Origin of the sequence: Terrabacter sp. C0L_2 (assembly GCF_036352015.1) — a bacterium.
GTDB classification, from domain to species: domain Bacteria; phylum Actinomycetota; class Actinomycetes; order Actinomycetales; family Dermatophilaceae; genus Terrabacter; species Terrabacter tumescens.
In genome coordinates, this window is sequence record NZ_CP143557.1 from 233,278 (window position 1) to 248,060 (window position 14,783).

At 71.7% G+C, this 14,783-nt stretch carries 13 protein-coding genes; 5 read left to right on the forward strand and 8 right to left on the reverse strand.

Features of this window, described 5'->3' with window-relative positions:
- The first annotated feature begins 84 nt into the window (after positions 1–84).
- Positions 85–1,662, forward strand: a complete 1,578-nt coding sequence (locus U5C87_RS01120) for a M4 family metallopeptidase (RefSeq protein ID WP_330474822.1) — start codon at positions 85–87, stop codon at positions 1,660–1,662.
- Between the two features lie 79 nt (positions 1,663–1,741).
- Here the strand turns inward: U5C87_RS01120 and lysS are convergent, their stop codons facing one another.
- Both lysS and U5C87_RS01130 read right to left on the reverse strand, forming a co-directional pair.
- Complete coding sequence (lysS, locus tag U5C87_RS01125; RefSeq protein WP_330474823.1) at positions 1,742–3,520, reverse strand: lysine--tRNA ligase; 1,779 nt, start codon at positions 3,518–3,520, stop codon at positions 1,742–1,744.
- Positions 3,521–3,580: 60 nt separating this feature from the next.
- Positions 3,581–4,891 (reverse strand): adenylosuccinate synthase, encoded by a 1,311-nt coding sequence (locus U5C87_RS01130; protein WP_330474824.1) that lies wholly within the window; start codon positions 4,889–4,891, stop codon positions 3,581–3,583.
- Between the two features lie 193 nt (positions 4,892–5,084).
- Here U5C87_RS01130 and U5C87_RS01135 point away from each other — a divergent pair, with 193 nt between their 5' ends.
- Positions 5,085–5,747, forward strand: coding sequence for a hypothetical protein (locus U5C87_RS01135; RefSeq protein ID WP_330474825.1), 663 nt, complete (start codon positions 5,085–5,087; stop codon positions 5,745–5,747).
- An 80-nt stretch (positions 5,748–5,827) separates the two neighbouring features.
- Here the strand turns inward: U5C87_RS01135 and U5C87_RS01140 are convergent, their stop codons facing one another.
- The 5 genes from U5C87_RS01140 to U5C87_RS01160 form a co-directional block, all read right to left on the reverse strand.
- Complete coding sequence (locus U5C87_RS01140) at positions 5,828–6,643, reverse strand: Cof-type HAD-IIB family hydrolase (protein WP_330474826.1); 816 nt, start codon at positions 6,641–6,643, stop codon at positions 5,828–5,830.
- A gap of 16 nt (positions 6,644–6,659) precedes the next feature.
- Entirely contained in the window at positions 6,660–7,067 is a 408-nt protein-coding gene (locus U5C87_RS01145; RefSeq protein ID WP_030199148.1) for a DUF3151 domain-containing protein, read from the reverse strand.
- A complete protein-coding gene (gene fbaA, locus U5C87_RS01150) occupies positions 7,064–8,092 on the reverse strand; it encodes a class II fructose-bisphosphate aldolase (RefSeq protein ID WP_330474827.1) in 1,029 nt (342 codons plus the stop codon). The genes U5C87_RS01145 and fbaA overlap by 4 nt, the downstream gene beginning before the upstream one ends.
- A 103-nt stretch (positions 8,093–8,195) precedes the next feature.
- Positions 8,196–8,996 (reverse strand): hypothetical protein, encoded by an 801-nt coding sequence (locus tag U5C87_RS01155; protein ID WP_330474828.1) that lies wholly within the window; start codon positions 8,994–8,996, stop codon positions 8,196–8,198.
- Positions 8,997–9,053: 57 nt separating this feature from the next.
- A complete protein-coding gene (locus U5C87_RS01160; RefSeq protein ID WP_330474829.1) occupies positions 9,054–9,887 on the reverse strand; it encodes a GNAT family N-acetyltransferase in 834 nt (277 codons plus the stop codon).
- Between the two features lie 35 nt (positions 9,888–9,922).
- Here U5C87_RS01160 and U5C87_RS01165 point away from each other — a divergent pair, with 35 nt between their 5' ends.
- The gene (locus U5C87_RS01165) at positions 9,923–11,335 is read left to right on the forward strand and encodes an NAD(P)/FAD-dependent oxidoreductase (protein ID WP_330474830.1); all 1,413 of its coding nucleotides are present in this window, start codon (positions 9,923–9,925) and stop codon (positions 11,333–11,335) included.
- Positions 11,336–11,434: 99 nt separating this feature from the next.
- On the opposite strand, the gene U5C87_RS01170 is transcribed toward U5C87_RS01165, so the two are convergent.
- The gene (locus tag U5C87_RS01170) at positions 11,435–12,562 is read right to left on the reverse strand and encodes a M24 family metallopeptidase (protein ID WP_330474831.1); all 1,128 of its coding nucleotides are present in this window, start codon (positions 12,560–12,562) and stop codon (positions 11,435–11,437) included.
- Between the two features lie 79 nt (positions 12,563–12,641).
- Here U5C87_RS01170 and U5C87_RS01175 point away from each other — a divergent pair, with 79 nt between their 5' ends.
- Positions 12,642–14,054 (forward strand): sensor histidine kinase, encoded by a 1,413-nt coding sequence (locus U5C87_RS01175; protein WP_330474832.1) that lies wholly within the window; start codon positions 12,642–12,644, stop codon positions 14,052–14,054.
- A complete protein-coding gene (locus tag U5C87_RS01180) occupies positions 14,051–14,761 on the forward strand; it encodes a response regulator transcription factor (RefSeq protein ID WP_330474833.1) in 711 nt (236 codons plus the stop codon). Before U5C87_RS01175 ends, U5C87_RS01180 begins: the two co-directional genes overlap by 4 nt.
- The last annotated feature ends 22 nt before the right edge of the window (positions 14,762–14,783 follow it).

A 14,783-nucleotide genomic window follows, 5' to 3' on the forward strand; every position in this document is an offset into this window, starting at 1 on the left:
CTGGCGTCGCACCGCGGGACCGACCACTGTTGCCGCAGGTCGTCCGACCGCCCTCGGGGGCACCTCGGTAGCCAGGAGAACGCCTTGAAGAAGAGCTTCATCACGACGTCGGTCGCCACCGCAGCGATCGCCGCCACTGCCCTCGCGACGATCGCCACGAGCACCGCGCAGGCAGCCACCCCAGCGGCCTCGGGAGCCGGCCTCGACCGGGCCGTCGCCGCCGCCAAGGCCCACGGCGCGGCCTTCGGCCTCGACCAGGACCAGGGCCTCACCACCCGCAGCGTCGCCACCGACACGGACGGGACGACGCACGTCCGCTTCGACCGCACCTTCAAGGGCCTGCCGGTCGTCGGCGGCGACCTCGTCGTGCACACCGACAAGGCCGGTGGCTGGAAGGGCGTGAACGCCGCCTCCACGTCGGTCCGTGTCGCCTCGACGACGCCGGCCGTCGCGCCGTCCACGGCAGCGGCGACGGCCGCGCGCTCGGTCGACTTCACGGTCAGCACGAGCAAGCCGACCCTCGCGGTCTACGCGATGTCGGGTCCGGCCCGCCTCGTGTGGAAGACGCAGGTCGACGGCGTCGGCGCCCACGGCGAGCCGGCCGGCACGGTCGTCTTCGTCGACGCGCGCTCCGGCTCGGTCGTCGACTCGTGGGCCACCGAGATCAACGACGCCGGCACGGGCGCCAGCCTCTACCTCGGCACCGTCACGCTGCAGACGACGCTGTCGGGCGGCAGCTACCAGATGATCGACGCGACGCGCGGTGGCGCCCGCACCGAGGACGGCAACAACGGCTCGACCTCCTCGACGACCGGGACGCTCTTCACCGACGCCGACAACGCCTGGGGCACCGGCTCCAACACCAACCGCCAGACGGCCGCCGTCGACGCGGACTTCGGCGTCGGCGCGACGTGGGACTTCTACAAGAACACCTTCGGCCGCAACGGCATCAAGAACGACGGCAAGGGCGCCCGCAGCCTCGTCCACGTCGGCACCAACTGGGTCAACGCCTCGTGGAGCGACACGTGCTTCTGCATGCGCTACGGCGACGGTGACGGCGTCAGCTACGGGCCGCTCGTCTCGCTCGATGTGGCCGGCCACGAGATGACGCACGGCGTCACGTCGGCCACGGCCGGCCTCGCCTACCGCCGCGAGTCCGGTGGCCTCAACGAGTCCACGTCCGACGTCATGGGCACCATGGTCGAGTTCACGGCCAACACGACCGGCGACCCGGGCGACTACCTCATCGGCGAGACCTTCGCGCTGAAGCCGACGGTCAAGCCGCTGCGCTACATGGACCAGCCGAGCAAGGACGGCGCATCGGCCAACTGCTGGAGCAAGACCGTCGGCAGCCTCGACGTCCACTACTCCTCGGGCGTCGGCAACCACCTCTTCTACCTGCTGTCCGAGGGCAGCGGCGCCAAGACGATCAACGGCGTCAGCTACAACAGCCCGACGTGCAACGGCAGCAGCGTGACCGGCATCGGCCGCGACGCTGCCGCCGCGATCTGGTACCGCGCCCTGACGACGTACTGGACCTCGTCGACGAACTACGCCGGTGCGCGCACCGGGATGCTCTCGGCGGCCAAGGACCTCTACGGCGCCACCAGCACGCAGTACAACGCGACCGCCAGCGCCTGGTCGGCCGTCGGGGTCAACTGACCCACAGGCCTGACGCGCGAATGTGCCCACTCGACTCCCGTCGGGTGGGCACTTTCGTTCAGACCCTGGGCCGCTCGGCTCAGTGGCCGACGAGGGTGCGGACGCGGTCGGCGCCCACGGCGAGCAGCAGCGTCGGCAGGCGCGGCCCGGTGTCCTTGGACACGAGCAGCCGGTAGACGAGGACGAAGAAGGCGCGCTGGGCGGCCGAGAGCTCGGGGTCCTTGACCTTGGCCTCGGGGTCGATGCCGCGCTGGATCTTCGGCACGCCGTAGACGAGGTGCGTCAGCCCGTCGAGCGACCAGTGCTCGTCGAGGCCGTCGGCGAGCAGCCGGAGCGACTCGCGCTGCTGCTCGTCGAGGCTGCCGAGCAGCTCCGCGTCGGGCTCGGTGCGCACGATCGTGCGGTCCTCGGCCGGGACGTAGCCGAGCATCCAGCGCTCGGCGCAGTCCAGGCGCGGACGCAGGTCGTCGGTCGAGGCGACGGGGTTGTCGGGCTCGAGCTCGCTGAGGATCCGGACGGCCTGCTCCTCGTCGCCCTGCGTCACGTCGATGACCGACGCGATGGTGCGGAACGGCATCGGGCGCGGCGTCGTGGGCAACGGGCCCGTGGCGGTCGAGGTGGCACGCAGGTGCGCGGCAAGGTCGCCGGCCTGGGCCGAACCGTCGGCGACCTTGCGGTTCAGGGCATCCCACTCGTCGTAGAGACGCTGCAGCTCGGGCCCGAAGGCCACGTCGAAGCTCTGGTTGGGCCGACGGCGGGCGTAGAGCCAGCGCAGCACCGGGGCCTCCATGACCTCGAGCGCGTCGGTCGGGATCGGCACGCCGCCCTTGCTCGAGCTCATCTTGGCCATGCCGGCGATGCCGACGAAGGCGTACATCGGGCCGACCGGGCGCTGCCAGCCGAAGATCGGCGCGAGGTCCTTGCCGACGACGAAGCTGCTCCCGGGGCTCTGGTGGTCGACGCCGGACGGCTCGAACATCACGTGCTCGTGGCCCCAGCGCATCGGCCAGTCGACCTTCCACACGAGCTTGCCGTTGGTGAAGGTGTCGAGGTCGACGGTCTCGGAGTGGCCGCACTTCGTGCAGTCGTAGGTCAGCTCGTGGCTGTCGTCGTCGTAGGCGGTGACGGTCGTGAAGTCGGTGCCGCACGAGGAGCAGAACGGCTTGAACGGGTAGTAGCCCGCCTTGCCCTCGCTGCCGTCGTCCTCGCTCGCCGCGCCGGAGCCGCGCTCGGCCTCGGTGGCCGCGGCGGCCTGCTCCTCAGTGAGCTTCGCGGCCTTCTGCTGCTGCTGGCCCTTGCCCTTGCCGCTCGACTTCTGGCGCGCGGCCTCGACGGCCTCGAGCGTGCGGTACTGGTCGAGCACCTTGTCGATGGCGGTGCGCTCACGCATCGCGAGCAGCACCTGGTCGCGGTAGACGCCCGCGCGGTACTGCTCGGTCTGGCTGATCTGGCGCACCTCGATGCCGGTGGCCTCCATGGCCTCGATGAGCGGCGCCTTGAAGTGGTCGGCCCAGCTCGCGTGCGGCGAGCCGGCGGGCGGCGGCACCGCGGTCAGCGGCATACCGATGTACTGCTCCCACGAGTCGTCCACTCCCGCAAGGTTCTTCGGCACGCGACGGAAGCGGTCGAAGTCGTCCCAGCTGAGGATGTGCTCGCAGTCGATGCCGCGGCGCTTGATCTCGTCGGCGACGAGGTGCGGCGTGATGAGCTCGCGGAAGTTGCCGAGGTGGATCGGTCCCGAGGGGCTGATGCCCGACGCGCAGACGATCGTCGCGCCGGGGTTGCGCTGCTGCGCCTCGGCGATCACGTCGTCAGCCAGACGCGTGACCCAGTCGATCGGGGTGACCTCTTCAGTCATGGGTTTCCTTCAGTTCCAGACGCTTTCGTATGCCGTGTCCTCGAGTGACGCGTGGATGCGTCAGCCCGCGACGGCCGGCTTGAGCGGGAAGCGCTCGATGATCTCGTCGCGGCCGGGGCCGACCCCGATGGCCGAGACCCGGGCGCCGATGAGCTCCTCGACGCGCAGGACGTAGGCCTGGGCATTGGCCGGCAGGTCCTCGAAGGTGCGGCAGTCGGTGATGTCCTCCCACCAGCCGTCGAGCTCCTCGTAGATCGGGGTCGCGTGGTGGAAGTCGGTCTGGTTGACCGGCATCTCGTCGTGGCGCACGCCGCCCACGTCGTAGGCGACGCAGACCGGCACCTTGTCGAGGCCGGTGAGGACGTCGAGCTTGGTGATGACGAAGTCGGTGACGCCGTTGATGCGCGTCGCGTAGCGGCCGACGACGGTGTCCATCCAGCCGCAGCGGCGCGGGCGGCCGGTGGTCGTGCCGTACTCGGCGCCCGTCTTGCGGAGGAACTCGCCCTTGTCGTCGTGCAGCTCGGTCGGGAACGGCCCTTCGCCGACGCGGGTCGTGTAGGCCTTGAGGATCGCGATGACCGAGTCGATGCGGGTCGGCGGGACGCCCGAGCCGGTGCACGCGCCCGCGGAGACGGCGTTGCTCGACGTGACGTAGGGGTAGGTGCCGTGGTCGACGTCGAGCAGGGTCGCCTGCCCGGCCTCGAAGAGCACCGTCTCGCCCCGGTCGAGCGCCTGGCTCAGCACGAGGCTCGTGTCGGCGACCATGGGAGCGAGGCGGGCGGCATACGACAGCAGCTCCTCGACGACCTCGTCGACCTCGGCGCCGCGCGTGTTGTAGATCTTGGCGAGCAGCTGGTTCTTCAGCTCGAGCGCGGCCTCGACCTTCTGGCGCAGGATGCCCTCGTCGTAGAGGTCCTGGATGCGGATCCCGACGCGGTTCATCTTGTCGGCGTAGGTCGGGCCGATGCCCCGGCCCGTCGTGCCGATCCGGCGCTTGCCGAGGAACCGCTCGGTCACCTTGTCGATGGTGCGGTTGTAGCTCGGAATGACGTGCGCGTTGGCGCTGACGAGCAGCTTGCTCGTGTCGACGCCGCGGGCCTCGAGGCCGTCGAGCTCCTCGAAGAGCACCGAGAGGTCGATGACGACGCCGTTGCCGATGACCGGCACGCAGTTGGGGCTGAGGATGCCCGAGGGCAGCAGGTGCAGCGCGTACTTCTCGCGCTTGCCGTCCTTCTCGATGACGACGGTGTGGCCGGCGTTGTTGCCGCCGTTGAACTTGACGACGTAGTCGACGCTGCTGCCGAGCAGGTCGGTCGCCTTGCCCTTGCCCTCGTCACCCCACTGCGCTCCGACGAGCACGATTGCCGGCATCGGTCTGCCTTCCGGTTGTGGTCAAAGCCAACCGCAAGGTTATCGGTTCGAGACCGGTGCCCCGGACGCCGCCCAGATCTGCTCGTCGACAGACAGAGTCCCAAAAGCGGAGACGAGAATCCGTGACCGTGGGAATCTGGTTCGATACCGGCCGGCGGCTAGGGCGGGCCGACGTGCGATAGGGGGCACGATCATGGCAACGACCCGGCCAACCGGTGGACGGTCAGAAGACGTCGCGGTCACCGACGAGGACCTGAACCCGCCGCCAGCGGCCGCCAGCTCGGGCGCATCACAAACAGTGGTTGGGCGGGACCAAGGTGGTGGGGCGGACGAGGGTGTGTCGGTCAAGCGCATCCTCAGGACGACGACGTGGTGCGCGTTGGCTGCGTGCGCCGGGCACATACTCATCTGGATCGGCTATCTGATCCGTCTCCAGAATGGGCCGAACTGGATCCCATGGGAGCCGGTTGTGGGCATCTCTCTGGCAGCGATAGCCACCTTGAGCTTTGGCGGCTTCTACGCTGGAGCACGACGCGCTCGTGTCGCGATTGCCTCGAGCTTTCTCCTCACGTTCCTCGTGCTCCTCACCTACGAGCTGACCTTGGTCGAACTATCGGCGAAGTCAGGCGGGACCGAGGTCTCCGGCGGAGTGGTCGATTTCCTGTCTGACCTGCGCGGCTCGGTCGGGGTGATCGTCGGTTTCTACTTCGGTAGCGAAGCTGCTATCAGTGTGGCCAAGGCAATCGGGGTGGCATTCGGCAAGCCCGGGTCTGCAGGCGCCGTCATGACATCCGATCGGGATGTCGCGGTCACTGCTGACGCGAGCCCGAGCATCACGCAACTAGGCGGCTCCTGAGCCAGGGACCGGACTCCCGCGAATCTGCACGGAGCTGTTCGAGCGAGGTTGCCTGGTCCGTGGGACGACCGGAGTTGCAGCTAGCTCTGGGACCCGCGGGCTGCCAGCCAGTCCTCGAGGTAGTCGGCGACGCCGTCCTCGCGGTGGTGGCCGGTGACGACGTGCGCGGCGTCGAGCGCCGGCTCGACCGCGTTGGACACAGCCACCGCCGTGCCGGCCACCTCGAACGCCGAGACGTCGTTGTGGTTGTCGCCGAAGAAGACCGTGTCGGCGACGTCGATGCCGAGCTCGTCGGCGAGGGCCCGCAGCCCGTCGCCCTTGGAGCAGGCGGCGTTGGCGATCTCGAGGTAGGTCGGCTTGGAGCGGTAGGTCACGAGACCGGGGCGTCCGGCGAGTACCGCCTCGAGCTCGTCGACGAGCGCCGGCTCCCCCATCGCCATGACCTTGTGCGGCGGGTGCGTGTCGACGCGCCCGCTCGCGACGTAGTCGTGCGCCGACTTGAGGCTCGGTTCGACCGCCGTGATGGTCGCCTCGCGCTCGGTCCACTGGTCGGGCCCCCAGGCGTACCAGTCGTCACCGGCGAAGAAGCTCGCGTGCAGTCCGAGACGCGAGCACACGGCATACGCCTCCCGGGCGTCGCCCGGCGTGATGGGAACGTCGGTCACGACGGTGCGGTCGGCGCGCAGCACGAGACCGCCGTTGTATGCGATGAGCGGGGTGGGCTCGACGCCGCACAGCCGCTCGAGCCCCTCCAGGGACGCCGGCATGCGCGAGCTGCACAGCACGAACGTGTGCCCTGCCGACCGCACCGCCCGGATGGCGGCGACGGTGCGGTCGGAGAGGGTGCGTCGGTGGTCGAGCAGCGTGCCGTCGACGTCGGAGCAGAAGAGCGTCATGCGGTCGTGCGAGCCCTCAGAGGCCGAGCTCGCGGGCGCCCTCGGCCGAGCTGTCGCGCAGGAACTGCGTGCAGCGGGCCTCCTCGTCGCTCTCGCCGATGGCGCGAGCCGCCCGGGCCAGGGCCGCGAGCGCGCGGAGGAAGCCGCGGTTGGGCTCGTGCGACCACGGCACCGGGCCCTGCCCGCGCCAGCCCGACTTGCGCAGGCTGTCGAGGGCGCGGTGGTAGCCGGTGCGGGCGTAGGCGTAGGCCTCGACGTCGCGGTCACCGTCGGCGAGCGCGTCCTCGGCGAGGACCGCCCACGCGAGCGAGCTCGCGGGGTAGGCCGCCGCCACCTGGACGGGGTCGACGCCGGCGTCGAGCTTCTCGGCCGCCGGGTCGACCGCGAGACGGGTCTCGGGGATGCCGAGCAGGTTGTCGCTCACTGGTGCGTGCCCGCCGAGCGCAGCGCGGTGCAGGCCTCGACGATGCGCACCGCCATGGCCTCCTCGGCCGCCTTGCCCCAGGCGCGCGGGTCGTACTGCTTCTTGTTGCCGACCTCGCCGTCGACCTTGAGCACGCCGGCGTAGCCGGAGATCATCCAGTCGGCGATGCGACGGGTGAAGGCGTACTGCGTGTCGGTGTCGACGTTCATCTTGACGACGCCGTTGTCGACGGCGGCCGAGATCTCCTCGGGGAGCGATCCGGAGCCGCCGTGGAAGACGAGGTCGAAGGGGCGCGCGTCGTCGGACAGGCCGAGCTCCTTGGCGGCAGCCTGCTGGGCCTGCAGGAGGATCTCGGGGCGGAGCTTGACGTTGCCGGGCTTGTAGACGCCGTGGACGTTGCCGAACGTCAGGGCCGTCAGGTAGCGGCCGTTCTCGCCGGCGCCGAGCGCCTTGACCGTGGCGATGGCGTCCTCCGGCGTGGAGTAGAGCTTCTCGTCGATGGCGCCCTCGACGCCGTCCTCCTCGCCGCCGACCACGCCGACCTCGATCTCGAGGATGACGTTGGCGGCCTTGGCCAGGGCGAGCAGCTCCTGCGCGATCGTCAGGTTCTCGTCGAGCGGCACGGCCGAGCCGTCCCACATGTGCGACTGGAACCACGGCGTGCCGCCGGCCTGGACGCGCTCGGTCGACGCCGCGAGGAGCGGGCGCACGAAGGAGTCGAGCTTGTCCTTGGGGCAGTGGTCCGTGTGCAGCGCGATGTTGACGGGGTAGTTCTTGGCCACCTCGTGCGCGTAGGCGGCGAACGCGAGCGAGCCGCTCACCATGTTCTTGATGCTCGGGCCGGAGAGGTAGTCCGCGCCGCCGGTCGAGACCTGGATGATGCCGTCGGAGCCGGCGTCGGCGAAGCCCTTGAGCGCGGCGTTCAGCGTCTGCGAGCTCGAGACGTTGATGGCGGGGTACGCGAAGGAGCCGGCCTTCGCGCGGTCGAGCATGTCGGCATACACCTCGGGTGTGGCGATGGGCATTGCTACTCCTGCAGTCTCGTGTGCGGCTTTGAAGATCCGTCCGAAATCCTGCCACGTATGCCGTCCGGTGCCCACGGGTGCCCACCCATCGGTGAGCGCCCGCTCAGAGCAGGCGCGCGACGAGCACGGCGAGAGCCCGCTGCTGCTCCCCCTTCTCCCAGCCGCTCCCGTCGAGGGCGGCCCACACGAGGTGCGTACCGCGGCGCAGCAGAACGACCTCCGCCGACCCGGCGCCGTACTCCGAGCGCACCGTCCCGACGAGGGCGCCGACGCCGGCGACGGTGCTCGGAGTGGCCTTCGCGCAGGCGCGGAACGCGACGTCGAGGTAGTCCACGAGACCGCCCGGGTCGCCTGCCACCAGGTCGACGAGGCTGAAGGTCACGACCTTGGTGCCCGCGGAGCTCTCGGGCGGGGCCTGGTTGCCGGCCTGCTTCGGCATGGTGAGGAGGTAGCCGCCGACGATGCGGCGCGCCCCGCTCGCGGGGACGAACTCGTCCGGGAGCAGGTCGGTCCAGGGCACGAGGCCGTCGCACTGCGGCTCGGCCGGCAGCTCGCCGGGGCACTGGGTCCGGTCGGCTGCGTCGGGACCCGGCACGGTCTCCTTCGGGTCGGACGTCGCGCTCGTCTCGGCGCCGGGGAAGACGGCGTCGAGCGGCACCTCGCCCTTGCCGGTGAGGCGGCGCGTCGTGGTGCACCGCGCCGCCGCCTCGATCGGGGTCATCCCCGGGTCGGGCTGGGCCGTGGAGGCGCCCGAGCTCACTGCGGTCGGCGCGGACGCCGTGGATCCTCCCGCGACCGGGTCGAGGGCCTCCGAGGTGCAGGCGCCGAGCGCCGAGGCAGCCAGCGCCAGGGCGGCCAGGGCGGCTAGGGCGGGGACGGCGCGCAGACGTCGTGCCCGCGTCACCGGTCCTCGACGCGGCACCCTCTTCCCCCTCGTCACCTCAGGAGTGTCGCACTGGGCTCAGAGAGCGGGGTCGAAGACGTAGGGCGTCGTCGTCGCGACGCGGTGCAGCCCGAGCCGGCGCAGGATCGGTTCCGAGTCCGGCGAGGCATCGACGCGGACGTGGTCCTTGCCGCGCGCGAGACCGAGGCGGGCGCGGTGGAGCAGCGTCGCCCGGTAGAGGCCGCGGCCGCGCCACTCCGGCAGCGTCGACCCGCCCCACAGGCCGGTGAAGCCGCTCTCGTCGTACTCCGCGCGGGCGGCGCAGAGCACCGGCCCGGTGCGGGACTCCTCGACGACCACGACGTCCATCGACGTCGGGTCGGTGCGCCACCGGGGCAGCAGGGACTCCACCACCCAGGACTGCGGCTCGTCCCAGACGAGCTCCAGCATCTCGGCCATCCGCACGAAGTCCTCGTCGGAGTCGGCGACGCGCACGACCACGCCGTCGGGGAGGTCGAGGTCCTGGGCCGCGAGCGGCGCGGCCTCACCGAGGATGAGGGCCTCGTCGTCCTCCTTGACGAAGCCCGCCCTCAGGAGGCGCTCGCCGAGGTCGACCGGCTCGTCGTAGTCGTAGGTCTTCCACTCGACGCGCAGGCCCAGGCCGGAGAAGAAGTCACGCTGCCGCGCGATGACGGCGTCCCACTCGTCCGGGTCGGGACCGAGGCCGTCGGGGCTCTCGATCATGTTCCAGTGGCCGCCGTCGATCTCGTACTCGCGCCGCACCAGGCCGTCGAGCTCGATGGGGCGCTGCGAGGTGCCGAGCCGGATCGGCGCGCGGGTCTCGTCGTGGAACACCTGCAGCAGCCTCTGGGCCACGGACTCGGGATCGCTCTGGAACGAAGAGGGGTTCACAGGCAGCAGCCAAGCATGGTCTGATCCGTCTCGTCATGCCTGTTTCCCCGCTCTCGCCCCGCGCCGCCGCCGCGCTCGCCGACGCCCGCCCCGTCCCGTTCTGGACCGATCGGCCGGAGCGCCCCGACCCGCGCGCGGCCCTGACCGGTGCCGCGCCCCGCACCGACCTGCTCGTCGTCGGCGGCGGGTTCACCGGGCTCTGGGCGGCGATCCAGGCCAAGGAGGCCGACCCCTCGCGCGACGTCGTCGTCGTCGAGGCGGGACGCCTGGGCGACGGCGCGTCCGGTCGCAACGGCGGCTTCATGGCACCGTCCCTCACGCACGGCCTTGCCCAGGGCGTCTCGTGCTGGCCCGACGAGATGGAGACGCTCGAGCGCCTCGCGGCGGAGAACTTCGCGGCCATCCAGAGGTCGGTCACGGCATACGGCATCGACGCTGACCTCCACGTGCCCGGCGAGCTGACCCTCGCCCTGACCGAGCACCAGATCCCCTCTGTCCGTGAGTCGTTCGAGCTGCACCGCGCGCACGGGGTGCCGGTCGAGCTGCTGGACGCGGACCAGGCCCGCGCCCGGGTCGACTCGCCGCGCTACCTCGCCGGCATGTACGACCCGGAGGTCGCGCTCGTCGACCCGGCCCGGCTCGTCTGGGGTCTCGCGCGCGTCGCCGAGTCGCTCGGCGTCCGGCTCCACGAGCACACGCGCGCAACGGGATTCGACTCCGAGGGCGATGGCGTGCGGGTCACCCTCGACGCGGGCTCGATCCATGCGCGACGCGTCGTCATCGGCACGAACGCGTCCCAGGGCGTGCTCAAGCGCTTCAGCGCCTGGGTGCTGCCGGTCTACGACCACGTCCTCATGACCGAGCCGCTGACGCCCGCCCAGCTCGATGCCATCGGGTGGCGCGGCCGCGAGGGACTGACGGACGCGGGCAACCAGTTCCACTACTACAGAAGGACGCTCGACGACCGAGTGCTCTTCGGCGGCTACGACGCCAACTACCACTTCCCGGGGCGCATCGACCCGGCGCTTGAGCAGAACGACGCGTCGCACGGCCTGCTCGCGGACCACTTCCTCGACCTCTTCCCGCAGCTCGAGGGCATCCGCTTCACCCACCGGTGGGCCGGCGTCATCGACACGACCTCACGCTTCACGCCCGTCTTCGGCACCGCCCTCGGCGGACGGATGGCGTATGCCGTGGGCTACACCGGGCTGGGCGTCACCTCGACCCGCTTCGGTGCGGCCGTCGCCCTCGACCTCGTCGACGGCAGGGACACCGAGCTGACCCGGCTGGGGATGGTGCGGCACAAGCCGATCCCCTTCCCTCCCGAGCCGATCCGGTATGCCGCGGTGCGGGCCACGCGGTCCTCGCTCGCTGCCGAGGACCGCACCGGCAAGCGGAACGTGTGGCTGCGCACGCTCGACCGGATGGGCGTCGGCTTCGACTCCTGACGCCGGGCGGTGTGACGACGGGGCCACTCGGCGGGCGTTGGGGGTCGGTGGGTGTGACGACGGGGCCACTCGAGTGTGACGGAGGTTGGGGTCCTCGGGTCAGAGGACGACGAGGTCGGTGGGGCGGGTGTTGAGGCGCTCGACGCCGTCGTCCGTCACGGCGACGATGTCCTCGATGCGCGCGCCCCAGCGACCGGCGAGGTAGACGCCCGGCTCGATGCTGAAGGTCATCCCGGCCTCGAGGGGCAGGTCGTTGCCGGCGACGATGTAGGGCTCCTCGTGGACGTCGAGCCCGATGCCGTGCCCGGTGCGGTGGATGAAGTGCTCGGCCAGGCCGGCAGCGGCCAGCACGTCCCGCGCGGCGCGGTCGACGTCCTGGCACGTGACGCCGGGGCGCACGGACGCGACGGACGCCCGCTGCGCCGCCTGCAACGCGGCGTAGGCCGTGGCCACGTCGGGCTCGCGAGGGGCGCCCACGGCATACGTCCTCGTGCTGTCGGAGTTGTAGCCCGACGGCAGCGGGCCGCCGATGTCGACGACGACGACGTCACCCTGCTCGATGACGCGGTCGCTGACGGAGTGGTGCGGGCTCGCTCCGTTGGGACCCGAGCCGACGATGACGAACTCCGCTGCGGCGTGGCCCTCCTCGAGGATCGCGGCCGCGATGTCTGCTGCCACCTCGGCCTCGGTGCGACCGGCGCGCAGCCACTCGCCGACCCGCGCGTGCACCCGGTCGATCGCTGCTCCCGCTGCTCGGAGCTCGGCGAGCTCCGCCTCGTCCTTCCGCATGCGCAGCTCCCGCAGCACCGGACCGGCGAGCTGCTGGTCGACCGCACCGGCGTCTCGCAGCTGCAGCAGGTGCAGCGCCGGCATCATGTCGGACACCGCGGCCCGGCCACCGGGCACCCCGCCGAGCGCCAAGGCGTAGGGGTCCTCGCCGTCGACCCACGTGCGCACCTCGACGCCCAGGTCGCCGAGCGGGACGTGCCCCAGCCCGGCGTACTCCAGCGCGGGCGAGACGAAGACGGGAGCGACCGCGGGGTCGCTCGGGACGACGAGTGCCGTGAGCCGCTCGAACGACGAACCGGCCACCCCGGTGAGGTAGCGCAGGTCCGACCCCGGCGAGACGACGGTCGTCGCCACCCCCGCGTCGGCCGCGTGCCGACGCAACCGGTCGAGCCGTGAGCGCATCGTCGTGACGTCGAGGACCGTGGAGGTGACACCCATGGAGCCGACCGTACCGCCGACGCCGGCTCCCCCTCGAGGGGGAGCCGCACCGCCGACCGACCTGCCTAGGGTGGAGCCCATGGACGGCCGGTGGACTGCCCTCGTGGCGCGGGTGCAGACGTACTTCGGCGTCGACACCGACTGGGAACGCGTGCCGGCCGACCGCGCCCACGTGCGGCGGGTCGACGCGTGGCTCGCCCTCGCCTTCCTCGTCACCGGGTCTCTCGGGGTCGAGCTGCTGCGCAGCATCGACGCCCTCGGCTCGTTCCAGGACTCGTGGGTGTGGCCGCACCTCGTCGTCCTCGCCGGCACGGTGCCCCTCGTCTGGCGGCGGCGCTGGCCGCTCGCCGTGGCCGCCGGCCTGTCGCTGCACTTCTTCGCGGTCGGCATCGTGATGCCGGGCGTCGCGGCGTCGGTGCCGATGCAGGTCGTCTACTTCGTCGCGATCTTCACCGGCGTCGCCTGGGCGCGCGACCGGCGCCTCATGATCGGTGTCGTCGTCGGGATCGTGCTGCTGATGTTCGGCTGGCTCACCTGGCAGTTCGCGGTGGGCTCGGGCATCGAGCAGGCCCTCAGCCACGACGGCCGGATGCCCCAGCGGCAGGGCCTGTTCGGGCCGGCCACCGCCTACGTCGTCTACAGCCTGCTCATCAACGCCTCCTACTTCGGCGGCGCCATCGTCGGAGGGCAGGCGGCCTGGCGCTCGGCGCTGCGTCGCGACCGGATGGCCGACCAGGCGCGGACCATCGAGAACCAGGCGACGAGCCTGCGCCGGCAGGCGGTCGTCGAGGAGCGCCTCCGCATCGCCCGGGAGCTGCACGACGTCGTCGCCCACCACATCTCGGTCATCGGCATCCAGGCGGCCGCGGCGCGCCGGGTGCTGCGCCGCGACGCCGACGCGGCCGAGGGCGCCCTCCGCTCGGTCGAGACCTCCTCGCGCGACGCCGTCGCCCAGATGCGCGGCCTGCTCGGCACCCTACGCGCGGACGACACCGAGCCCGCTGGAGGTCCTTCCGGCGAGCCCGTCGGCGACGGCTCCGGCTCGCCGCGGCGCTCACGGGCTCCCGAGCCGGTGCTCGCCGACGTGCCGGCGCTCGCGGAGGAGGCGGCAGCCCACGGCCTCGACGTCCGGTGCCACGTCGTCGAGGACCCCGCCGGCGCCGTGACCTCCGTGCCCGCACCCCTTGGCCTCTCGCTCTACCGCACCGCCCAGGAGGCGCTCTCGAACGTCCGCCGGCACTCGACGGCGTCGTCGGCGACCGTCTTCGTCCGCGTCGACCGACGGCCCGAGCACGGCTTCGCGCACGGCTACGCCGAGGTCGAGGTGCTCGACGCCGGGCGTCCCCGCTCGGGCACGTCGGGTACCGGGCTCGGCCTGCTCGGGGTCCGCGAGCGCCTCGCGACCCACGGGGGCGTCAGCGAGATCGGCCCGCGCGTCACCGGCGGCTACCGTGTCCGGGTGCGTATGCCGCTGCCCGAGGACGCGTCGTGACGCCGCCCACCCGCGTGCTCCTCGTCGACGACCACCGCCTCGTGCGCTCCGGCTTCTCGCTCATCCTCTCCGTCGAGGAGGACCTCGAGGTCGTCGGTGAGGCCAGCGACGGTGCCGAGGCCGTGCGGCTGACGCACGAGCTGCGCCCCGACGTCGTGCTCATGGACGTACAGATGCCGGTCATGGACGGCATCGAGGCCACCCGCCGGATCGTGGCCGACGACCTCGCCAAGGTCGTCATCCTGACGACCTTCGACCAGGACGACTACGTGTTCGCGGGTCTCGGAGCCGGCGCCAGCGGCTTCCTGCTCAAGAACTCCGACGCCGAGCAGCTCGTCCAGGCCGTGCGCGCCGTCGCCGGTGGTCACGCGCTGCTCGCGCCGGAGGTCACGCGCCGCGTCATCGCGCAGATGACCTCCGCGCCGGTCCCGGCGGCCCGTCCCGGCGTGCCCGGTCGGCCGGACCAGCGCGACCCGCGGCTCGACGAGCTGACCCCGCGCGAGCTCGAGGTGCTGGGCCTCGTCGGTCGCGGCCTGTCCAACGCCGAGGTCGCCTCCCACCTCTTCGTCGGCGAGGCCACCGTCAAGACCCACCTGTCCAACGTCTTCGCCAAGCTGCACCTGCGCGACCGGGTCCAGGCCGTCGTCCTCGCCTACGAGGCCGGGCTCATCCTGCCGGGGGACGTCGCGGATCCCCCGCGCGACTGATCCGCCGCGCGCCCGTCCCCGC